Raw genomic sequence first — 20,022 nt, forward strand, 5'->3', positions numbered from 1 at the left:
GTAGGCCGGATAAGGCAACGCCGCCATCCGGCAAAAGCCCACTCAACCAACGAAATATCAGTTTACTCATCGTCTTTTTTTCTCTTTTTCACTGGCATCGCCAGCGGTGACAGCAGGAAGGCGGTGAAAATGCCGCTCACCAGCACGATACCAAAGCTGCTGATAGCCTGGGTGGCACTGAAAACCAGCATGCCGAGGGTCAGCAGCGTGGTCAGCATCGCCAGCGTAATCGCTAAAAATGAGGTTAACGGTGTGCCGCGCGGATTGCTGAAAAACAGCGTGTAGTTAATGCCGATGCCGAGCACCAGCACCAGCGCCAGCAGCGAGAACAGATTGACCGCGTGACCGCTGAGCGCCAGCACCGCCAGACCACAGCCCAGCGATAACACTGAAGGAACGAGGCTTATCAGCCCTTTGCGCCAGCCTAGTCGCACCACTGCGCCGCAGGCAATCACCGCCAGCGCAACCAATAGCAGGCCAGTCAGAATATGGCGATACAGAGCGAACAGTTCGTCAAAGCTGCTTTTCCGATCCACCCATGCGACGCCGGTGTATTGGGTACTGAGGGTGTTTAATGCAGCGCTGTTTTTCATCCCTTCAACCGGTACCAACACGCCGCTTTCGCCATCGGCCAGCGTTATCCACAGCAGCCGCCAGCCTTCGCTGGCCGGGCTGGCAAGCCAGGCATCGATCGTTACCGGCATGGCGTTAAGATCGGGGTTTACCGTCGCCAGCCCGGCGTTGTTCAGGGCTTTAATGACGGCTGGCGCAGCGTTTTTCAGCAGGCTGAGATCCTGCTGCTGTCGGGCGAGTGAATTCAGCGGAATAGTGCGATAGCCGCCAAGCCATCCCTCTTTTTTCGCCTGCTCCAGCGCGGGGGCAAACAGTTCCAGCCGCTCCAGCGTTTGCTGTGCAGACTTGCCGTACACCACAAACCACTTCTGATCGACGCTTTGCCCGGTCAGCGCGGTAATCGCTTTTTCCTGTGCCAAAATATCCTGCGGCAGCGCCTGAAGCTGCGAGATATCATCGTCCACACGCAGTGTGGCAAGACCCGCCAGCGAGAACAGGGCCAGCGCCACCGGCAAGCCGACGGAAAGCTTTTTATTGCGTCGCCATGCGGCAAGCCAGCGTAGCATCAGTACCATCGCCGGAACCGGGCGCACCGGCAGCCCACGACACAGCCACGGGTGCCAGAAAATCACCGTCAGGCAGGAAGCGCTCAGGCCCACCGCCGCGAATACCGCCATCTGACGAATGCCGGGGAAGGGCGCGAGCATCATAATCAGATACGCCGCCACGGTGGTAAGCAGCGCCAGCAGCAGGGCATTGCTCACTTTGCTGAGGCTTTGCCACGGTGAGGTTTCTGCGCCGTGCACCATCCGCTCGGTCAGATAGTAGAGCGTGTAGTCGGCGGAGATCCCGATGATGCTCATGCTCATCACCAGCGTCATCAGGTGCAGCTCGCCAAAAATCAGCAACGTGATGACGGTGCCTGCCAGCGCGCCAATGCCGATCGAAATCAGACACAGCAGCAGCGGGCGCAGGGAACGGAACACCGCTACAATCAGCAAAATCACCCCAAGCAGGGTGGCGACACCGAGGGTCGAAACATCCCGCTTCGCCTGCTGGCTGGCGTAATCGCTGTAGAACATGGTCCCGCGAGACAACAGCTGCGCCTGCGGATATTGCGCCTTGAGTTCACCTTCCAGCGTATTCAGCGTGGTGACCAGCTGGTGTGTCTGCTGCATGTCAAACGACGAACCGGCCAACTCGCCGTGCAGCAGGTACCAGTAGTTGCCCTGATCATCCTGAGCCACCAGCCAGCCGTCCATCAGCCGCAGGCGCTGGCCGTTTTTGGCCATTGCCAACTGCGAGCCGCGCATCAGCATCAGCGGGTCGTTTTGCAGCTCTTTGCCGCTGACACCGGAAAAAGCAGAGTAGAGCTGGGAAAGTATCCATTGCGCCTGCGCTTCACCGCCGTTTTGTAGGCGGGCGCGGGTGTCGCTATCGATCAGGCCGTTGCGGTGCTGCCAGAAGAAAGCGCCCCATGCCTGCTGGCTGTCGGCGTCCATCGGGCCTTTGACCTCAGCCAGCGCCTGCGATTTCTGTAATAGCGACAACCAGCTGCGGGCAACCTGCGGGTCGGCTTTTTTCCCGGGGCTTACCAGCCAGACCAGTTGCCGGTCAAGGCGCTGCATAAAGCCGTCGTTGAGGCTCGGCGGGATCGCCCCCAACGTCTGCTTGGGCAGCATTGCCAGCACGCTGCTGTTAAGCCGTGCCTGAGGCAACAGCGTCAGCAACACGCCCAATAGGATCAGGCAGGCGATTCCCCACAGCAGCGCGGGGCGCTTACTGGGCGGCAAAGCGTTGGCGTTCGTCATCGGTCAGCTGTGCGGGCGTCAGTTGGTGTTGGGAAAGCGTGATGTCGGTGCGATCGCCCTGCTTATCGTTCAGTTGAATGCTCTCCAGATAAGTTTTTCCGGCTAAATCAATGGTCGCGAAAATCTTATCCAGCGGCGTGGTGATCGGCGTCAGGCGCAGCGTCCAGCGGCCTTCACCTTTGTCGGTAAACGCCACGCGGAAGTTCTGTTCCAGCACGTTACGATCCGCCTGGAACAGCGCGCGCAGCAGATGGTTGAACTGGAACATCTGCGGGTTGTTCTCGGCGGTGAGGGTTTGCGGCGGCTGGCCGTTGATCACCTGTACCATCCGTTTGTCATCGAGCAGCAGCTGCATCGGGAACGGGGACGTTTGGTCCCACAGCAATCCCTGGTCACGTGCGATCAACATGTTACCCTGCGATCGTAGCGGCTGCGGCAGATCCTTAATGGTGCGGGTTTGATCGAAGTGAGCGCGGACCACCGGCTGTTCGGTAAAGCGCTGTTGCAGATCATCCAGCGTCAGAGCGCTGACCCATGGGCTGATAAGCAGCGCCAGCAGCGGTAAAAATCTCATGGCGTGACCCCCATCCGGGCAAACAGGATATCCGGGCTGACAAAGCACAGCTCGCGGCTGTTCTCTTCTACCGCCACCTGGATGGTGTAACCGGTAGTCGCGCGTTTGCCGGTTTCGGTATCGAAAATTTCGTAACCGATGCGCAGGCGGTTTTCGAACTCCTCAATACGCGCGCGCACGCGAATGCGCTGCTCAAAAGTCAGCGCGTGGCGGTACTTCACGCGAGTATCGACCACCGGCCACAGATAGCCGGATTCCTTCATTTGCCGATAGCCATAATCGAACTGGTTAAGCAGTGCCTCGCGGGCAATTTCGAAGTAGCGGAAATAGTTTCCGTGCCACGCCACGCCCATCATATCGACGTCGTGGAACGGAATGGTCAGCTCGACTTCAGCCGTAAAGCGGGGATCGTTAAGCACCCTTACTCCTTGTCTTTGGTATCCGGCAGCTGCCAGAAATCGAAAAAGTTAAACCAGTCGAGCGGCGACTGTAGCGCGTAGTGTTCCAGACGTTCGGCGTAGCGATCGATGGCTTGCTGTAACGCATTTTGCCGGTCGGCGCGCGGCAACAGTAGCCTTTCTGCGAAAGGCTCGCAGTGAATACGCAGTTTCCCCTGTTGTCGCAGGGCGAAAATCAGATCCACCGGGCAGCGTAAAATCGAGGCGAGAATAAAGGGTCCCTGCGGGAAGGGGGCCGCTTGCCCCATAAAGCGGCTCCAGCAGACGCGCCATTCGCCGCCGCGTTGCGGGTTGACTGCAATACGATCGCCGACGATGGCAATCCACTCGCCGCGATCCAGCTTCTCTTTAAGCAGGATCGCGGTATCCGGGCCAATATCGGTTACCGGCAGCAGATTCAGCCCGGCCTGCGGGGCCATCTCTTGCATAATTTGCTTAAAGCGCTGGGCATTGTCGCTAAACACCAGCGCGTTGATGGTTTTGCTGCCCTGTAATTGCGCCAGCGCGCGACAGGCTTCCACATCGCCCAGATGCGAGGCCAGCAGCAGCTTGCCGCGTGGTGAGCTAACGTTGAGCGTCTCTTCAGCGCCAGGGGCAAAGATCACATCGCGGCCTAACCGCAGTTCGCCACGCCAGCTGGCAATTTTATCGAGCATCGCATCGCCAAAACGCAGGAAGTGCTGATAGCTGGTGAGCGATGGCGGCAGCGGCATCTGGCGTGCGGTTAGCTGTTCGCGCACGCGGGCAATCCAGCGTTGGGAGGACTGGCGGGCGGTGGTTGCCGTCAGCCAATAAACGCCGACTACCGGGTAGAGCAGCAGGGAGAATACTTTGCGCCCCAGTAAGCGCCAGACCAGTAGCATCAGGCGCATCCCCCATAAACCCTTCACTTCCTGCTGACGCGCCCAGTGTGGCGATGCGCGGCGAAAAAGCAGCGACGGGATGCGCGGCAACATGCCAAAAAAAAGGCGTGTGTGCATCCGTGAAATGCGCAGGTTGTCTTTGAGGGCATCGAAATGAGAGAGACCGTCCAGCGGATAGGTGACGCGGGTGGGGACAAAATAGCTGGTGTTACCTTGCCAGTAGAGGCGCACCATCACTTCGGTATCAAAATCCATTCGCTGGCCGAGGGTCACGCGCTGCGCCAGGTGCAGCGTCGGCGCAAGCGGGTAAACCCGAAAGCCGCACATGCTGTCTTTGAGCTGGAGCGAGAGCGTTTCAATCCACACCCAGACGTGGGTCACCCAGCGTCCGTACAGGCGCGAGCGGGGTATGGAATCGTCATAAATAGGCTGCCCGGAAATCAACGCTGTTGGGTGAAGCTCCGCCAGTGCAAGCAGCTTCGGGATATCTTCAATGGCATGCTGCCCGTCGGCGTCTACCTGCACCGCGTGGCTGAATCCGGCCTCTGCCGCCGCCTGCATGCCGCAGATCGTCGCCGCACCTTTGCCCGAGTTAATCGGCAGGCGAATTAAGGTCAGATTTTTATCTTCTGCTGCCAGGCGGGCCAGTTCATCCCGCGTGGCGTCGTCGCTGCCGTCGTCCACCACAATGCAGGGCAGGCCGAACGGCTGAAGCCGCGCCAGCACGCTGGCCATCATTGCGCCATGGTTGTAGCAGGGGATCAGCACGCAGGGAGAAAACGTTAACGGCATAACCGGATCTTCCCACTGCTGGCGGTGTGGCGCGCTTCGCCGTCGTGGCGCTGGTAGCTGAAGGTCAGTATCTGGCGCTCTTCTTGCCAGTTCAGGGCTAGCGTGACGGTGTTTTCCGGTAACAGCGGAGCCTGAAATTTCACGTTCTGAATGCTGTGAAAGCGCCAGCCGGGGGCGAGCAGCGTGGTGGCGTAGTGCATTACCCAGTCCATCTGCGCGACGCCGGGCAGCAGCGGCTGCACGGCAAAATGTCCGCAGAACCAGAATAGAGAAGGGTCGAGATGCAAAACAATCTCCACCTGCTGAGGTTGTGCCTGATGACGCTCAATTTCATGGGGTTTCATGGAATAACTCCTGTAATTGCGCATAGACACGCTTGTTCATACTGTTCACCGGGATTTCGTCAATCACCCGCCAGTATCGGGGAACAGCAACCGGCTCCAGCCATGGGCGCAGCGCGCGCCGCCAGCTCAGCTCTTGTGGTTTCCCTCCGCGCTGATACCAGCGTTGACGCGTTTCGTTATCCAGAACCAGCAGGACGCCAACGCCCTGGCGTCCGCCGCGTGAGACAGGCATAGCAGCAACGTCGCAAATGCCGTCCAGTGCCAGCAGACGGCGCTCTACTTCGCTTAGCGAAATACGCTTTTCTTCAATTTTGACCACCCGGCCCCGCCGTCCCATCAGGCGGAACTGACCGTTTTCTGCAAAATGCAGAATATCGTCGAGCAACAGGCCATCATCAGCAGCAATCAGAGGGGAAAATACGCGAAACGCGTCATTTTCTGACTGGAATCTGACGTTGGGGAAGGGCTGCCATGCTACATCATCCTGCTGGCGATAACGCCAGGCGAGGATGCCGGTTTCAGTGCTACCGTAGATCTCATCAGGCCAGACGTTTAGCCAGTCTGCTGTCTGCGTGACGTCCTGCCAGGGCAGCATACCGCCCGCTGACAGAACCATCCGGACCGGCGGCGCGGCAAGCTGGTGGTCGAGGCGTTTCAGAAACGCCGGGCTGCTGATAAACACATACTGATACTCATGGCCCAACGCCGCCAGTTGTTCGGCGTACCAGAGCATTGCCGCGTGTAGCGGCAAGCCCAAGGACATCGGCAGGAAGATACGAAATGTCAGGCCGTACAGATGCTGTGGCAACACTGATGCCACCACCCGACAACCTGTTAAACGGTCGGCAAAGCGCGCGGCGAGCAACGCCGCTTCGTTATCGAGACGCCCGATCGGTTTAACGACCCGCTTCGGCTGGCCGGTAGAGCCGGAGGTGAAGAGTTCCACAAAGGCGTCGCTGCGGATGAGGGGGAACGTCACGTCGTCTGTGGCGGCCGTCATGGCAGACTGGACAACCTGTAGCGGACCCTGCCAGTTCAGCGGTTTATCGCTCAATACGCCGTCAAACAGCGCATGCTGCTCGTTCAATAATGAAACGCGACAATGGCCCGGGATCACCGGCGTTTTGCCAGCATGGAGCGTTGCCAGCAGTGCCACGATAAACAGATAGCTGTCCTCAAAGCACAGTGCCCAGCGTTCACCCTCCTGCTGCTGCAGGTACGTTATCAACAGGGCAACATCGTGGCGTAGATGGCCGAGTGTCCAGGTCGCGTCTTCTAACCACGCAACGGGTACGTCGGATGGACGTGGAGCGCTGAGCCACTCAGAGAGTGGAAGGGGCTGCTTCATGGGTTATCTCGTTTTATCACCTGGCGGCGCACCAGCCACTCTCCTGCCATCAGCGTTCCCATCAGCAGGTAGGAGAGCATGCCGTTCCACACCGTCCACAGGGACATATCGCCATACAGCGCGGTACCGAGCGCAATGCTGCCATTGAGGATGAAAAAGGCACACCAGATTTGCGTGACGCGGCGCGTGTAGCGCACACCTGCTGCGGGTAGATTGGGATCGCGCAGCCGTGCCAGGCGTTCGACAACCGGCATGGTAGACCAGAGTGAGCCACCAAAGACTGCCAGCATGACCCCGTTGACCACCACCGGATAAAACAGCAGCAACTGGTGCGTTTTGAGCAGATAGCTGGTAACGCAAAGCGTGATGCCCGCTACCGCCACTATCTGCGTCACGACGCGCAACGGTCCCGCCTGTCGCCGGGTCTGGCGAAAGCGTACAAACAGCAGCAATGCCATCAGCGGTAGCAGCCAGTGCAGGCCGTTATGTGCCAGGCCAAACCAGATTAAAAATGGCCAGGCCAACAGCAGTAAGCCTGTCAGCAGTTGTACGACTGGCAGCGAACGCGCGCCCGACACGATGCGTTATGCTTCTTTGAGCAGGCGTTCTACCGCATCGACGACATCCTGCACTGTCCGCACCGCTTTAAATTCCTCCGGCTTGATTTTCTTGCCGGTTTTCTTTTGCAGATGCACGATCATGTCAACAGCGTCAATGCTGTCCAGTTCCAGATCGTCATACAAGCGCGCCTCGGGCTTAATGTCCTGTGGGTCGACTTCAAACAGCTTAACCAGCAGCGCGGAGACTTCTTCGTAAATGGCTTTTTGTTCAGTCATAACGGACTTTCCTCAGGCACGTTGCGCGTGAATGAAAGATGCCAGCGTGGCGACGGAGAAGAAGTGCTGGCGCATCTCTTCGCTCTCAGCCGAGAGAACCACGCCATACTCATTTTTCACCGCCAGGCCTAACTCCAGGGCGTCGATGGAGTCCAGCCCTAAGCCATCGCCAAACAGCGCTGCGTCGGTTTCAATATCGTCAGCAGTAAGTTCGTCGAGATTCAATGTCGTTATAATGAGATTTTTGATTTCAAGATAAAGCGCTTGCATCATTAATTCCTGAAAGAGGTAACGTACCTGGTTGTAATTGAAGCAAAAGATGCCGGTTCAACTGCCTTGCGGCCAGCGCCGGTTCTTGTGAATTTGCATCGTAAAATTGGTCGATTTTTACCCGTGCGCGGACGGAAATGGTAAACACGGGTTTAGCCGGTGGAATGTCATACCATTTGCTTTGCTTATCAAGCATTTGCTCGCTGCAGCTAATCGTGACTATGCGTAAGTCGCTGTGGCAGCGCACGGCGATATTTGCCGCACCACGCTGGAGCGTCATTTCCTCACCGGGACGCGTACGTGTCCCCTCGGGGAAAATCAATATTGTGTTGCCTTGTTCCAGCCGCTGCTGGCAGGCGGGCAACAGTGCATCAGCCTGGCTGTTAATCAGATAATCCGCCGCCCGGACTACGCCGCCGAGGAACGGATTCTTCAGGAGCGCGCTTTTCACCAGACAGTCTGTTTCTGCCATGACCGAAGCCAGTAGCACATAGTCGATGAGCGTCGGATGGTTGGCGACGACCAGACATCCTCGTTCCTTGAGCAAAACGTCACGCCCTTCAATATGGTAATCCAGCACGCCAAGCCCCTTCGTCACCGTTAAAAAGAGACGAAAACTGGCGGCTATGCTGCGTCTGGCAATGCGCCGACGTCTGGAATTATTCCATACTGTGATTAACAATACGTTAAACCAGATAGTGGAAAGGAGCAGTCCGCCGATGCCAAACAGGGCGAAGCATAAACCGGTCATCACCAGTCGCCATGCCCGGTTAAGGGGCTGGAACACCGCGCTCACCCCTGACTCCATTGCCACTGTACGCGTTCACCCGTCAGCGTAAACGCCGGGGTATCTCGCAGATAATGTTGTAAAAACAGCAGGCTTTGCGGCAACGTGGACTCGCCGTGGTCGCGGTATGGGCGGGTTTCACACCGCCACTGACTACCTGGTTCAATAACCAACGCGACGGCAAATGGCCAGGTCGGCATGTCAGCAGGCAGCTGCGGGTGATAAAACTCAGGCAGGAAACCATCGAAATCGACCATTAACACCCGCTGATATCCCGCCTGTAGCAGGCCCATCACTTCGCATAACCCTTGCTGGAACGTGTCTTTGCCTGCTGAGAGCGAGGAGGATACGATCGGTTTTTTTGCGGCGATGGTCAGGTTGCCGACGGCGGAGTTATGCACGGACAGGGCGAAATCGGTCGGAGAGATTGGCTGCTCTGTCGCCAATGCGTGCAGAATGCGGTAGTTACGTTCCAGTTCACCGTGACGACTGGTATAGAGGACGGCATCGATCGCATGACGACGGAGCATTGCCAGCCCGCACTCGACGGCCAGCTTGCTACCCGAACTGAGGCGGCGAGCGGTCATCATCGGTAATTCACTGAGCTTTCCCTGTGGCGCGGCTGGATCGATGGTGTGCGAAAGCCGTGACCATTCATGCCACTGTGCCGCTTCGCTTAATCCTGGAGCTTTTGCCTGCCAGTCGGTAATGTTTAATGCAAATTTCATCAACGCGCGTCCGCGATAAATCGGTTATTCCAGTTGTTTGTTATTTTTTCTTCTGGCATATCAATAAAGTATGCCCAATACCCAGGTTATCGTGGCGTTCATCTACCTGAAAACCTGCCTGTTTCAGATAGTGATAAAACTTCTCTACGCTGTAGAAACGACTGTTGCCGTTCGCCATACAGGTAAAATAAAGCGAAGACGCATTCAGGCTAAATGAGGCCGCTTCAAATTTCTGCGCATCCCAGAACAGTTCCATAATGCAGAGTTTGGCACCGGGTTTCATTACGCCGGCAATCTTGCTCAGCATGGCGATAATTTGCTCCGGGGAAAAACAGTCCAGGAATTGACTCATCCACCAGATATCAGCCTCTGCGGGTAAAGGCGAGTCACTAAGCATATCCACAGCATGGAACTTTATGCGATGAGATAATCCTGCATTTTCGATATTTTCACGGGCCAGCGCAATTTGTTGTGGTAAATCTAATAACGTGACGGCGATATTGTCATCATGCTGACAACAACGTAATGCCCATTTTCCGGTATTTCCGCCGACATCGTACAGGGTTGCAGGGGCATTGGCGAATACATACGGTAATGCCGCGTCAAATGCCCCGTCTGAATAGTAATGATCAAAAGCAAACCAACTTTCACGCGCCGCCAGCGGTAATTGCGACAGGGCGGGATAAATGGTTGGCCAGTCGCCAAATATTTTTAATCCGGCGGGTTTACCTTCTTTCAGCGCATTTTCCAGATAGAACAGCCCCTGATAGCAAACATCCTGAGTGAAATCCATGTTCACTCTAGTCATCGTGTCATGTAAAAGAAAATGACCGATTTTGGCGAGGTAATAATATCCCTCTTTGTGGGTAATGATGCGCCCACTTAATCCCATATCCAGCAATATGCTGGCGGCATATTCGTTGATGGTGCTGTTTTCGGTAATTTCGTCGAGCGTAGCGCCGCGTTTACCTTGCTTATCCAGCCAGGTCAGTACTCCCGCATTTCGCAGGCACAACGCGGTTTGAAAAAGCATAGGGGCAAATGCGATACGTTGTGCTTCAGTAATAGCATCCAGTGCGCTGAGCGAGTCCTGTTCGTACATGTGGGAACAACCTGTTGAGTGGCAGATAGTGAGGTTATCGGGCCTTATCGGCCCGACTTTAGGCATAATTACAGATTGGCACCGGCTGCCAGATTGACCTGAATGTCTTTGTCCAGATTGCGCACCCAACGGTTATAGTTTTTATGAATTTTTCCGCCTGAAGCCTGCAGGTTAAGACTGCTGTCATATTTGATGTCGTAGCTGGTCGCGGTGTAGGTGATACGGACTTCTGCCACGTGATCGCGTGTCTGTTGACGAGCTTTGATCACCCCCGGGTTAATTTCCGTCATGATCCACTGGCGTTGAATGCCGGCTTTTAGAATGGCGTTTTTAACCTGGTCCTGAGTGTGCCCCGCGCTAACGCTTGAGTGAACTTGATCGATCGGCGCAGTACGCGCACAGCCTGCCAGCGCGCCGACAACCGCAATAGCGGCAAACCACTTAATATACTGTTTCATTAAAACTCCCTATCACGGTATTTTTATACGATTGAAATAATAAGTGATGAAATTATTCTCGCCTTTCATCATCTGTATCTTTATTTAAGCTAAATTAGAGTTGTATTCCACATGACAGATAACACGGTGCTGGTGGCATGATTTCTTAATATTTAATGGTTTTCTTCAGTTGGAAATTTTGCAGCAACATGATTGGTGCGAAGTATACGTTATCAAGCTAAGCGCATCAATTTAAATGGTTTTTAAATATAGTGGGTTAGTGCTGGAGATGTGTTTTTGGAAGGTTTTTTATTTTAGTTATTATGGTTTTACTTTGTATATTGGTTTTTTATTTAAGTTAAGATGGTAATGTCTGCGTTATTACCATCTTATTCGTAATATATAAACTACCTTGTCTGGTAGTTTATCCCGGTAATCGACTTTTCGGTCTACCGGGGCCAAGCAAAATTGCCAGCTTGCTGCCACCCCTGGTAGTTTCCATCCAGATTTTACACACGCTGGTAAGCGGCACGGAAAGTAACATGCCGACGGGACCGAGCAGCCATCCCCATACCAGTAAGGACAGGAAGACAACAAGCGTCGACAGGCCTAAACGATGGCCCATCATACGCGGCTCGAGGATATTGCCAATCACCATATGTACGACCAGAAACAGGGCGCCGACCAGCACGCATTCGTAAATCCCGTTGAACAGCAGCGCCTGCAGCATGGGAGGGACGGCGGAAATCACCGAGCCAATATTGGGTACATAGTTAAGCAGGAATGCCAGCACGCCCCACATCAGCGCAAACTGAATGCCCATTAGCGCCAGTCCCAGCCAGACGATAGCCCCGGTCCATAAGCTGAGCAATGTTTTTAACGCCAGGTAGTGAGAAACGCCCTTCAATGCACGGTGCAGACCCGCAATATGGATCTGCGGATTATTCAGCGCAAAGCGCAGCTTGTAAGGAACATGGCGTACCTCAAACAGCATAAACACCACCGTCATTACCAGCAGGAAGACGCTGGCCATTGCGCCGGAAAGCCCGGTCATCAGCGTGGTCGTGAAGGTCATTAGCTTGTCGGAGTCAATACGTTGCAGTAGACGTTCTGGCGACATGTGCAGGTTAAGAAAGGGCACCATCTCTTGCACGTAGAGGACCTTGCGCGTCAGCTCCTTGTTGTACTTTGGCAGCATGTCCATGAATTCTGTGATTGAAGATGCGAGAACGCCGACCAGCGCGGTGAGCACGAACAGCATCACTACCACCACCAGCGTAATGGCAATCGGGCGACGCAGCCCCCGGCGAATAAACCAGGTCACCAGCGGGTTCAGGACGATGGCAAAAAAGAGGGCCAGCAACAGCTGCACAATAATGTCGGCAGCCGCATGAATACCTGCGAGGATCACCACCAGGGCGGCCAGTTTGAGCAAAATATGCAAACCTGTTTTATCAGGCTGAGCGCTTGTCATGTGTTCTTCCTTTTTACGTTTTGCTCTAAGTGTAGCGGCTGGCTTACGACCTATATTCCTAAACTGTCTGCTGATTTCTGCCCGGCAACATGGTAGAAATGAAACACTGTTGTAAAAATGTGGTGACCCTTCATGCCCGAACCCGTCGCTGAACCGGCGCTTAACGGATTTCGTCTCAATCTGCGCATTGTCTCGGTGGTGATGTTTAACTTCGCCAGCTACCTGACTATTGGCTTGCCGCTCGCGGTGCTACCCGGCTATGTTCATGATGTTATGGGTTTTAGCGCCTTCTGGGCTGGGCTTGTGATCAGCCTGCAATATTTCGCCACCTTGTTGAGCCGCCCGCATGCGGGGCGATACGCCGATCTGCTGGGGCCGAAAAAGATTGTCGTGTTCGGGCTGTGCGGCTGTTTTTTAAGTGGCCTGGGCTATTTGCTGGCGGGAACAACCAGCGGCTGGCCGATGGTGAGCTTACTGTTGCTGTGCCTCGGGCGTGTGATCCTGGGGATTGGGCAAAGTTTTGCCGGTACCGGTTCAACGCTGTGGGGCGTGGGTGTGGTGGGCTCCATACACATTGGGCGGGTGATTTCATGGAACGGTATCGTCACCTACGGGGCGATGGCGATAGGCGCGCCGCTGGGCGTGCTGTGTTACGCCTGGGGTGGTTTGCAGGGACTGGCGCTGACCATCATGGCGGTGGCTCTGTTAGCAATAATGTTGGCGCTGCCACGTCCGGCGGTGAAGGCCAGCAAGGGCAAGCCGATGCCGTTTCGCGCGGTGCTCGGGCGCGTCTGGTTGTACGGTATGGCGCTGGCGTTGGCTTCCGCTGGTTTTGGGGTGATCGCCACCTTTATCACGCTGTTTTATGACGCTAAAGGCTGGGACGGCGCGGCATTCGCGTTGACGCTGTTTAGCTGTACGTTTGTCGGGACCCGCCTGTTATTCCCAAACGGCATTAACCGCTTAGGCGGGTTAAATGTGGCGATGATCTGTTTTAGCGTGGAAATAGTTGGGCTGCTGCTGGTAGGGATGGCGGATATGCCGTGGATGGCGAAAGTAGGCGTTCTGTTGGCAGGTGCGGGGTTCTCGCTGGTGTTCCCGGCGCTGGGCGTGGTGGCGGTAAAAGCGGTGCCGCAGCAGAATCAGGGCGCTGCGCTGGCGACCTACACGGTATTTATGGATCTCTCACTGGGGATTACCGGGCCGCTGGCGGGACTGGTGATGACGTGGGCGGGCGTACCGGTTATTTATCTGGCGGCAGCCGGGCTGGTGGCGGTGGCGTTATTGCTGACCTGGCGGTTAAAAAAACGGCCCCCGGAGGACTCTGCGGAGGCCGTGTCATCGTCTTAACCGTTACTGGATAACCAGCGTGTTAATGATGTTCTCTGCGGTCGCCTGCGCTTTCTGCTGATCGTCAGCAGGCAGCGTGATCTGCAGGGTCAACAGCTGGTTGTCCACTTTGCCCAGCACCACAGAAGAGTAAGCGGTCTGGCCTTTGGCGGAGATAATGCTGTCTAACTGCTGCAGGGTATGGCCCTTCAGCTCAATCGACTTGTTGGTGACGACCTGCAGCTGCGGGTCACGGCTACGCTGCTGATCTTCCAAGCGTTTGGCCAGCACGGTCAGGTCTTCACTGGTGTCATCACCGACAATCACAATCACTGCTTTCTGGCCGGTTGCGTCAGAATACACGTGCATATTGTTGGCCTGAGTACCCAGCTTGCCGCTCTGATCGGTCATATCTGCTGGCAGGGAAAAACTGAGCTTGCCGTCCAGCAGGCTGACCGGTTGTCCGGCGGCGTTACTTTCCGCGGCAGCACCCTCGGCTGGCGCTTTGGTATCGCTATTATCACAGGCCGCAAGCCCCATAACCAGCAGGCCAATACCGACATATTTAACCAGATTGCGCATTGACTTCTTCCTTTCGATAAACGGCCATAACGGCTCATTCGTCCATCTTATCACAACTCGGAAAATGAACCTTTAACTCGTCTGTAATGCCGCGATTTCGGATTTATCTGCCAGCCTTTTCAGTAACATATTCAGCAACACACCGTACATCGGCAGGAAGAAAATAATACTGATCAGCACCTTGAAACAGTAATCGACCAGCGCGATTTCCATCCAGTGCTCGGCCATAAAGGCATCCGGGCTGCGCCAGAAGGCGATAAAGAAGAAGGCCAGCGTATCGCTGATGTTGCCAAACAGCGTGGAGGCGGTAGGTGCGAGCCACCAGCGGCGGTTTTGACGCAGGCGGTTAAAGACGTGCACATCCAGAATTTGACCCAGTGCGTAGGCCATAAAGCTGGCGGCGGCGATACGGGCGACAAACAGATTAAAGTGCAGCAGCGCGTCAAATCCTTGCCAGGACCCCATATAAAACAGCGCGGAAACCCCATAGGAGATCAACAGCGCGGGGATCATGACCGCAAAAATGATGCGTCGTGCCAGAGGTGCGCCAAAAATGCGAACGGTCAGGTCGGTGGCGAGGAAAATAAACGGAAAGCTAAAGGCGCCCCATGTGGTATGGAAACCGAAGATGGTGATCGGCAGTTGTACCAGATAGTTGCTGGATGTGATCACCAGCAGATGGAATAGCGATAGCCAGAACAACGCTTTTACGCGCTGAGTTTGTGTAAACGGAGTCATATTGTACCTTTTTAGTCAAGAATTGGGGTGAGGGAACCCAATAAAACGGTCGCATGATACTGCTTTAACAGGGCTTTGCAATGGTTGTTTTTCACGCAATCGTTAACCTGATTGGCTTACTGACCAACAGAGCGTAAAATAACGCCGTTTTTTATTGAACGAGACAACGATGAGCGATTTGTTTACCTCTCCCGACCATACCCTTGATGCCCAAGGGCTGCGCTGCCCGGAACCAGTGATGATGGTGCGTAAAACTGTGCGCGGCATGCAGGCCGGTGAAACGCTGCTGATTGTCGCGGACGATCCGGCGACAACCCGCGACATTCCCGGCTTTTGTACGTTTATGGAACATGAGCTGGTGGCCAAAGAGACCGACTCTCTGCCGTACCGCTATTTAGTGCGCAAAGGTCAGTAAGCTTGTTTGCCGGATGGCGGCGCAAGCGCCTAATCCGGCCTACGAATGACGAACAACCAGTCGGCCTGATAAGCGAAGCACCATCAGGCGAGAAACAGGCACTACCCTTTCCGTAACAGCCGCAGCGCGTTGGCAGTCACCAGTACCGTTGCCCCTGTATCTGCCAGCACCGCCAGCCACAATCCGGTTATCCCCAGTAGCGTGGTTATCAGGAAAATCCCCTTCAGACCCAGCGCAATGGCAATGTTCTGGCGAATATTGGCGTGAGTGGCGCGTGCCAGTTGGATCATTTGCACCAGGCCGCGCAGGCGGTTATGGGTCAGGGCGGCATCCGCCGTTTCCAGGGCGACGTCGGTGCCGCTTCCCATCGCAATGCCGATGGTGGCTGCTTTCATTGCCGGCGCGTCGTTAATCCCGTCCCCAACCATCGCCAGCGGGGACTGCTGGTTCAGGCTGGTCACTACCCGAACTTTATCCTCCGGTAGCAGGCCTGCTTTGAATTCCAGCCCCAACTCACCGGCAATTGCTGCCGCCGCACGTGGGTTATCCCCGGTCAGGATCACGCCTTTTACGCCCAACTGATGAAGCTCGTTGATGGCGGTCAGGGCGTCGTCACGCAGTGTATCCTGTAAGGCCAGCACGCCGAGCACCGCATCGTTGCGCAGCACCAGTACCACCGTTTGCCCGGCGCTTTCCAGTTCACTAATCTGTCCGGCAAAGGCTTCGGCAGGCTGTTTGCCCGCTGCGCAAATCAGTATCCGCTCGCCATTGACCTGCGCTTCAATACCCGAACCCACCAACGCCCGCTGCGCTTGTGCTGCCGGGATGGTTAATTCACGGGTCTGCGCTTCACGGACAATCGCCTGAGCCAGCGGGTGCGTGGCACCTTGCTCAACCGCTGCCGCCAGCGCCAGCAGTTCGGACTCGCTGATGCCGCTCGCCGGATGAATCGCCGTCACGCGCGGTTTACCCACGGTCAGGGTACCGGTTTTATCGAATGCCACATGAGTGACCCTACCTAATTGCTCCAGCGCGGCTCCGCCTTTAATCAGCGCCCCACGCCGCGCCGCTGCCGCCAGCCCGGAGGTGATTGCGGCAGGCGTTGAGATCACCAGCGCACACGGGCAGCCAATCAACAGCAGCGTCAGCCCTTTATAAATCCACTCCTGCCAGGAGGCGGCAAACAGCAGTGGGGGAACAAGAGTGACCAGCAGGGCGATCGCCATGATGGCCGGAGTGTAAATGCGGCTGAAGCGATCAATAAACCGCTCAATCGGGGCCCGACGCTCTTCGGCTTCTTCTATCAGCTTCAGGATGCGGTCAATGGCGCTGGCGCCCGGTTCAGACAGGACTTCCAGCGTGACAAGGCGGTCAACGCTGGTGGCGCCCGCCGGGACTTTATCGCCCGTGGCGCGTTCGACAGGAATAGATTCGCCGGTCAGGGCGCTTTCATCAAAGCTGGCAAAGCCGGAGACCAGTTTACCGTCGGCGGGTAAGCGCCCACCTGCAGCCACTTCAATCACGTCGCCGGGCTGGAGGCTGTTAATGGCCACCTCTTCGCGCTCGCCATTGCGCAGGCGGACTGCGGTTTCGGGTTTTAGCGCCATCAGCGCGCTGACCCCTTTGCGGGCGCGGCTGGCAGCCCATCCTTCCAGGCGTTCGCCAATTAAAAACAGCAGCAGTACCATCGCGGCTTCCGCCGTGGCACCAATAAACAGCGCACCAATGGCGGCGACGCTCATTAACGTTTCAATGGCAAAGTAGCTGCCGGTTTTCATCAGGCGCAGCGCCTGACGGGCAATGGGATACAGCCCGACCAGCGTCGTGGCGATAAACGCCATCTGACCAAAGGGATGATTGAACTGCTCCAGCCCCCAGCTAATCGCCATCATGACGATGAGGGTGATCAGCGGCAGATTTTCTTTAAACCGCGACTCGGGTGCGGCTTCCGGTGCTTGCTCATCGCGCAGGGTATAGCCCGCTTTTTGCACCGCGTTTTCTATGTTCTGGCGAATATCGGCCCCGGCATCGACCACCAGTTTTTCGGTAGCGAACAGCACCTGAACCTGGTTGACGCCGCTGACCTGGCGGACCGCATTTTCAACTTTACGCGCGCAGGCGGCGCAATCCATGCCTGAGACTTTCCAGGTATAGCGCGTGCCGTCCACCGTATTGGATACGGGCGTGGGTGAGGGTGCGGCTGTCGAGCAACGGCCTTCACTGCAGCAGTCATCAACCTTCTGGGGTGCAGGTGCGAGCTTGAATGAAGAAAATTGTGGGGCTTTTTTGCCATTGGTATCGGGCGTCGACATGGCATCCTCCGGTTGATAATCATTTCGTATTAACCGGAGGATACACTCTGGAGTCGACTCCAGAGTCAAGCGTTTTTAAAGGTACAGTGAACGTACAATCAGGAAATGTCCGGCGAAGTAGCAGGCGGCGGCAATGGCGTTATCGGCGCGGAAGCGGCGGCGATAATGACTACCCAGCCAGACAATATTGCCGATGAACAGCAATGAGGCACCCATAAATGCCGACAGCGCCGGGGCGGTTGGGCGGAAGAACCACAGCTCGCCAGCCATCCAGACCATCATCAGAGTGATGCCGATAAAGGTGCAGATGGCGACGCGCAGTTCTTCCAGTCGCGTCCAGATCACGGCGATCAGCAGGGCACCCAACACCAGCAGTACCAGCGGCAGAGGCCAGAAGAATGACATCGTCATTTGGCTGGCGAAATAGATGGTATAGAGCAAATGCGACAGGAAAAACGCCCCCACGGCGTACAGCAGACGTTGACGCGGCAACAGCGTCAGCGCATCGCCGAGCAGTGAGGCCAACAGGCCGGCCAGCACCAGATAGCTGATGGCATTAAACATTGGCGCCTGCCAGGCCAGCAGCAACAGCAGCAATAATGTCAGGGGTTTAAAGACCCAGCGTTGCCAGGTGGGACCACGATAGGACGCATCCACGAACAGCCATGCGGAAAGACAAACAGCGATAAACGACCAAAGCATCTTAGTTCCTTGAATTCGTTATTTTTTCGTAAGCGGGGTGCTTACGGCTCTTCTGTCCAGTGTAGAGGTCGACACCGCCAGATGACAACACCATAACAGGCAGGGTATGCTTATTTCCGCATTTTCTGATGGGTTAATAAAATGAGTAAGCCACCACTTTTTTTCATTGTTATCATTGTATTAATCGTTGTCGCCGCGTCGTTTCGCTTTGTCCAGCAGCGCCGGGAAAAAGCGGATAATGATGCCGCGCCGCTGGTGCAAAAGCAGGTTATGGTGAGCAATAAGCGGGAAAAACCGCTGAATGACCGACGTTCGCGCCAGCAGGAAGTGACTCCAGCGGGTACCAGCATGCGTTATGAAGCGAGCTTTAAGCCACTTAGCGGGGGAATGGAGCAGACGTTTCGCCTGGATGCACAGCAGTATCATGCGTTAACGGTCGGCGATAAAGGCACGCTGAGTTACAAAGGGTCGCGCTTTGTTGATTTTACCCAACGACTGCCGGATGGCGGCTGATGCCTTATCCGGCCTACAAGTCTGTGGGCCCGGCTCGCAACGCGCCGCCGGGCGAAAAGATCACGGCTACTTCTTCAACTTATCTTTAATCTTCTTCTGCCAGACCAGCAACTCAAACACGCCGAACAGGAAAATACGCGCTTTCTCGCCGGTGGTCATCTGCGGGCCGTCTTTCGGTAGGGTGCTTTTTAGCAGCGCCAGCTGCATGCCGTGCATCAGCACCATAAACACCAGTGCCACGTTAACGAAGATATTGAGCGGGCGCGGGAAGGGCTGAAAAAGGTTGAGCAGCAAGAATGCCCAGACGCCCAGCATCAGCAGGCGTCCCAGGTTAATCAGCATGGTGTTCTCCTCGTGCTTCACGTTGATACAGGCGATAGGCAACCTGGCCGGCGACTTTTTCACGATACAACGACCAGTTAACCGGAACCGGCGGCAGGCCGTTTTCGACTTCGCTCTCAACGTAAATATACGCCTCGTTTGCCAGCCAGCCATTCGTTTCCAGAAGCGTTAATGTTTCTTCCAGTAATCCTTTACGAAACGGCGGATCAACAAACACCACATTATGCGGCGACCCTGCCTGAGCCAGAAACGCCAGCGTATTGGTGTTGACGACGCGGGCGTGATTGGCCTTCAGCGTGACGAGATTTTTTTGTAGCTGCTGAGACACCGCCCGATCCATTTCCAGAAGCGTTGCGCCTGCGGCATAACGGGAGAGTGCTTCCAGTCCCAGCGCACCGCTGCCAGCAAAGCAGTCCAGACACTGGGCATCGACCATCATTGGTGCCAGCCAGTTAAACAACGTTTCGCGGACACGGTCAGTAGTGGGTCGCAGACCCGGGCTGTCCGGAACCGGGAGTTTACGGCCGCGCCATTGCCCGCCAATAATGCGGATCTGGCCGCTGCCTGAGTGATTCGGTTTTTTCATTTCTATTATTGCTCAATCCGCCTATAGCATGTCATTCCAGGCGGTGATGTGAGTTAAGTTAACCCGTCGCCTTTCAAGTGACCTCTTCGTTGGCTGCACTTACTCA

General features: G+C 55.8%; 23 protein-coding genes. 3 read left to right on the forward strand and 20 right to left on the reverse strand.

Annotated features, from left to right (window positions below; genetic code table 11):
- Nucleotides 1–62: 62 nt before the first annotated feature.
- From IB214_RS01120 to IB214_RS01185, 14 genes are all read right to left on the reverse strand, one after another.
- On the reverse strand, nt 63–2,384 hold the full coding sequence (locus IB214_RS01120) for an MMPL family transporter (protein WP_117342491.1): 2,322 nt from the start codon (nt 2,382–2,384) through the stop codon (nt 63–65).
- Nucleotides 2,353–2,958 (reverse strand): outer membrane lipoprotein carrier protein LolA, encoded by a 606-nt coding sequence (locus IB214_RS01125; RefSeq protein WP_115257252.1) that lies wholly within the window; start codon nt 2,956–2,958, stop codon nt 2,353–2,355. Before IB214_RS01125 ends, IB214_RS01120 begins: the two co-directional genes overlap by 32 nt.
- Entirely contained in the window at nt 2,955–3,377 is a 423-nt protein-coding gene (locus IB214_RS01130; protein ID WP_117342490.1) for a thioesterase family protein, read from the reverse strand. Before IB214_RS01130 ends, IB214_RS01125 begins: the two co-directional genes overlap by 4 nt.
- 2 nt (nt 3,378–3,379) lie before the next feature.
- Complete coding sequence (locus tag IB214_RS01135) at nt 3,380–5,071, reverse strand: glycosyltransferase (protein WP_117342489.1); 1,692 nt, start codon at nt 5,069–5,071, stop codon at nt 3,380–3,382.
- Nucleotides 5,062–5,415 (reverse strand): hydroxymyristoyl-ACP dehydratase, encoded by a 354-nt coding sequence (locus IB214_RS01140; protein WP_117342488.1) that lies wholly within the window; start codon nt 5,413–5,415, stop codon nt 5,062–5,064. Before IB214_RS01140 ends, IB214_RS01135 begins: the two co-directional genes overlap by 10 nt.
- Nucleotides 5,402–6,763, reverse strand: a complete 1,362-nt coding sequence (locus IB214_RS01145) for an AMP-binding protein (RefSeq protein WP_117342487.1) — start codon at nt 6,761–6,763, stop codon at nt 5,402–5,404. The genes IB214_RS01140 and IB214_RS01145 overlap by 14 nt, the downstream gene beginning before the upstream one ends.
- Nucleotides 6,760–7,341: a hypothetical protein gene (locus tag IB214_RS01150; protein ID WP_115257257.1), complete on the reverse strand. Its 582-nt coding sequence runs from the start codon at nt 7,339–7,341 to the stop codon at nt 6,760–6,762. Before IB214_RS01150 ends, IB214_RS01145 begins: the two co-directional genes overlap by 4 nt.
- Before the next feature lie 6 nt (nt 7,342–7,347).
- The gene (locus tag IB214_RS01155) at nt 7,348–7,599 is read right to left on the reverse strand and encodes an acyl carrier protein (protein WP_096759208.1); all 252 of its coding nucleotides are present in this window, start codon (nt 7,597–7,599) and stop codon (nt 7,348–7,350) included.
- A 12-nt stretch (nt 7,600–7,611) separates the two neighbouring features.
- The gene (locus IB214_RS01160) at nt 7,612–7,869 is read right to left on the reverse strand and encodes a phosphopantetheine-binding protein (protein ID WP_096759209.1); all 258 of its coding nucleotides are present in this window, start codon (nt 7,867–7,869) and stop codon (nt 7,612–7,614) included.
- Complete coding sequence (locus IB214_RS01165; RefSeq protein ID WP_117342486.1) at nt 7,850–8,677, reverse strand: lysophospholipid acyltransferase family protein; 828 nt, start codon at nt 8,675–8,677, stop codon at nt 7,850–7,852. The genes IB214_RS01160 and IB214_RS01165 overlap by 20 nt, the downstream gene beginning before the upstream one ends.
- Complete coding sequence (locus IB214_RS01170) at nt 8,662–9,384, reverse strand: beta-ketoacyl synthase chain length factor (RefSeq protein ID WP_117342485.1); 723 nt, start codon at nt 9,382–9,384, stop codon at nt 8,662–8,664. The genes IB214_RS01165 and IB214_RS01170 overlap by 16 nt, the downstream gene beginning before the upstream one ends.
- A 40-nt stretch (nt 9,385–9,424) precedes the next feature.
- A complete protein-coding gene (locus IB214_RS01175; RefSeq protein ID WP_115257260.1) occupies nt 9,425–10,486 on the reverse strand; it encodes a class I SAM-dependent methyltransferase in 1,062 nt (353 codons plus the stop codon).
- A gap of 68 nt (nt 10,487–10,554) precedes the next feature.
- On the reverse strand, nt 10,555–10,932 hold the full coding sequence (locus tag IB214_RS01180) for a hypothetical protein (RefSeq protein WP_135912828.1): 378 nt from the start codon (nt 10,930–10,932) through the stop codon (nt 10,555–10,557).
- A gap of 415 nt (nt 10,933–11,347) precedes the next feature.
- Nucleotides 11,348–12,397, reverse strand: a complete 1,050-nt coding sequence (locus tag IB214_RS01185; protein ID WP_115257262.1) for an AI-2E family transporter — start codon at nt 12,395–12,397, stop codon at nt 11,348–11,350.
- Nucleotides 12,398–12,529: 132 nt separating this feature from the next.
- Between IB214_RS01185 and IB214_RS01190 the strand changes: the two genes are divergently transcribed.
- The gene (locus tag IB214_RS01190; protein WP_117342484.1) at nt 12,530–13,747 is read left to right on the forward strand and encodes an MFS transporter; all 1,218 of its coding nucleotides are present in this window, start codon (nt 12,530–12,532) and stop codon (nt 13,745–13,747) included.
- A gap of 3 nt (nt 13,748–13,750) precedes the next feature.
- Here the strand turns inward: IB214_RS01190 and IB214_RS01195 are convergent, their stop codons facing one another.
- Nucleotides 13,751–14,308 (reverse strand): DcrB family lipoprotein, encoded by a 558-nt coding sequence (locus tag IB214_RS01195; protein WP_115257264.1) that lies wholly within the window; start codon nt 14,306–14,308, stop codon nt 13,751–13,753.
- A gap of 72 nt (nt 14,309–14,380) precedes the next feature.
- The gene (locus IB214_RS01200; protein ID WP_096759217.1) at nt 14,381–15,046 is read right to left on the reverse strand and encodes a 7-cyano-7-deazaguanine/7-aminomethyl-7-deazaguanine transporter; all 666 of its coding nucleotides are present in this window, start codon (nt 15,044–15,046) and stop codon (nt 14,381–14,383) included.
- A 169-nt stretch (nt 15,047–15,215) separates the two neighbouring features.
- Here IB214_RS01200 and tusA point away from each other — a divergent pair, with 169 nt between their 5' ends.
- Nucleotides 15,216–15,461, forward strand: a complete 246-nt coding sequence (tusA, locus tag IB214_RS01205; RefSeq protein ID WP_003827551.1) for a sulfurtransferase TusA — start codon at nt 15,216–15,218, stop codon at nt 15,459–15,461.
- Between the two features lie 101 nt (nt 15,462–15,562).
- Here tusA and zntA read toward each other — a convergent pair whose 3' ends face one another.
- A complete protein-coding gene (zntA, locus tag IB214_RS01210) occupies nt 15,563–17,773 on the reverse strand; it encodes a Zn(II)/Cd(II)/Pb(II) translocating P-type ATPase ZntA (protein ID WP_117342483.1) in 2,211 nt (736 codons plus the stop codon).
- A gap of 75 nt (nt 17,774–17,848) precedes the next feature.
- Nucleotides 17,849–18,475 (reverse strand): lysoplasmalogenase, encoded by a 627-nt coding sequence (locus IB214_RS01215; protein ID WP_096759219.1) that lies wholly within the window; start codon nt 18,473–18,475, stop codon nt 17,849–17,851.
- Nucleotides 18,476–18,616: 141 nt separating this feature from the next.
- Here IB214_RS01215 and IB214_RS01220 point away from each other — a divergent pair, with 141 nt between their 5' ends.
- The gene (locus tag IB214_RS01220; protein ID WP_117342482.1) at nt 18,617–18,988 is read left to right on the forward strand and encodes a DUF2500 domain-containing protein; all 372 of its coding nucleotides are present in this window, start codon (nt 18,617–18,619) and stop codon (nt 18,986–18,988) included.
- Between the two features lie 66 nt (nt 18,989–19,054).
- Here the strand turns inward: IB214_RS01220 and IB214_RS01225 are convergent, their stop codons facing one another.
- Together IB214_RS01225 and rsmD are read right to left on the reverse strand one after the other, a co-directional pair.
- Nucleotides 19,055–19,330, reverse strand: coding sequence for a DUF1145 family protein (locus IB214_RS01225; RefSeq protein WP_117342481.1), 276 nt, complete (start codon nt 19,328–19,330; stop codon nt 19,055–19,057).
- Nucleotides 19,320–19,916 (reverse strand): 16S rRNA (guanine(966)-N(2))-methyltransferase, encoded by a 597-nt coding sequence (gene rsmD / locus IB214_RS01230; protein WP_096759222.1) that lies wholly within the window; start codon nt 19,914–19,916, stop codon nt 19,320–19,322. The genes IB214_RS01225 and rsmD overlap by 11 nt, the downstream gene beginning before the upstream one ends.
- Between the last annotated feature and the right edge of the window lie 106 nt (nt 19,917–20,022).

Origin of the sequence: Citrobacter sp. C1, assembly GCF_014596895.2 — a bacterium.
In the GTDB taxonomy this organism is placed as follows: Bacteria; Pseudomonadota; Gammaproteobacteria; order Enterobacterales; family Enterobacteriaceae; genus Citrobacter; species Citrobacter gillenii.

What these genes read in the sequence shown, in the direction of transcription:
- IB214_RS01120 (WP_117342491.1), bottom strand. Translation starts at nt 2,384, where the DNA reads ATGACGAACGCCAACGCTTTGCCGCCCAGTAAGCGCCCCGCGCTGCTG.
- IB214_RS01125 (WP_115257252.1), bottom strand. Translation starts at nt 2,958, where the DNA reads ATGAGATTTTTACCGCTGCTGGCGCTGCTTATCAGCCCATGGGTCAGC.
- IB214_RS01135 (WP_117342489.1), bottom strand. Translation starts at nt 5,071, where the DNA reads ATGCCGTTAACGTTTTCTCCCTGCGTGCTGATCCCCTGCTACAACCAT.
- IB214_RS01140 (WP_117342488.1), bottom strand. Translation starts at nt 5,415, where the DNA reads ATGAAACCCCATGAAATTGAGCGTCATCAGGCACAACCTCAGCAGGTG.
- IB214_RS01145 (WP_117342487.1), bottom strand. Translation starts at nt 6,763, where the DNA reads ATGAAGCAGCCCCTTCCACTCTCTGAGTGGCTCAGCGCTCCACGTCCA.
- IB214_RS01155 (WP_096759208.1), bottom strand. Translation starts at nt 7,599, where the DNA reads ATGACTGAACAAAAAGCCATTTACGAAGAAGTCTCCGCGCTGCTGGTT.
- IB214_RS01160 (WP_096759209.1), bottom strand. Translation starts at nt 7,869, where the DNA reads ATGCAAGCGCTTTATCTTGAAATCAAAAATCTCATTATAACGACATTG.
- IB214_RS01165 (WP_117342486.1), bottom strand. Translation starts at nt 8,677, where the DNA reads ATGGAGTCAGGGGTGAGCGCGGTGTTCCAGCCCCTTAACCGGGCATGG.
- IB214_RS01170 (WP_117342485.1), bottom strand. Translation starts at nt 9,384, where the DNA reads ATGAAATTTGCATTAAACATTACCGACTGGCAGGCAAAAGCTCCAGGA.
- IB214_RS01175 (WP_115257260.1), bottom strand. Translation starts at nt 10,486, where the DNA reads ATGTACGAACAGGACTCGCTCAGCGCACTGGATGCTATTACTGAAGCA.
- IB214_RS01185 (WP_115257262.1), bottom strand. Translation starts at nt 12,397, where the DNA reads ATGACAAGCGCTCAGCCTGATAAAACAGGTTTGCATATTTTGCTCAAA.
- IB214_RS01190 (WP_117342484.1), top strand. Translation starts at nt 12,530, where the DNA reads ATGCCCGAACCCGTCGCTGAACCGGCGCTTAACGGATTTCGTCTCAAT.
- IB214_RS01195 (WP_115257264.1), bottom strand. Translation starts at nt 14,308, where the DNA reads ATGCGCAATCTGGTTAAATATGTCGGTATTGGCCTGCTGGTTATGGGG.
- IB214_RS01200 (WP_096759217.1), bottom strand. Translation starts at nt 15,046, where the DNA reads ATGACTCCGTTTACACAAACTCAGCGCGTAAAAGCGTTGTTCTGGCTA.
- tusA (WP_003827551.1), top strand. Translation starts at nt 15,216, where the DNA reads ATGAGCGATTTGTTTACCTCTCCCGACCATACCCTTGATGCCCAAGGG.
- zntA (WP_117342483.1), bottom strand. Translation starts at nt 17,773, where the DNA reads ATGTCGACGCCCGATACCAATGGCAAAAAAGCCCCACAATTTTCTTCA.
- IB214_RS01215 (WP_096759219.1), bottom strand. Translation starts at nt 18,475, where the DNA reads ATGCTTTGGTCGTTTATCGCTGTTTGTCTTTCCGCATGGCTGTTCGTG.
- IB214_RS01220 (WP_117342482.1), top strand. Translation starts at nt 18,617, where the DNA reads ATGAGTAAGCCACCACTTTTTTTCATTGTTATCATTGTATTAATCGTT.
- IB214_RS01225 (WP_117342481.1), bottom strand. Translation starts at nt 19,330, where the DNA reads ATGCTGATTAACCTGGGACGCCTGCTGATGCTGGGCGTCTGGGCATTC.
- rsmD (WP_096759222.1), bottom strand. Translation starts at nt 19,916, where the DNA reads ATGAAAAAACCGAATCACTCAGGCAGCGGCCAGATCCGCATTATTGGC.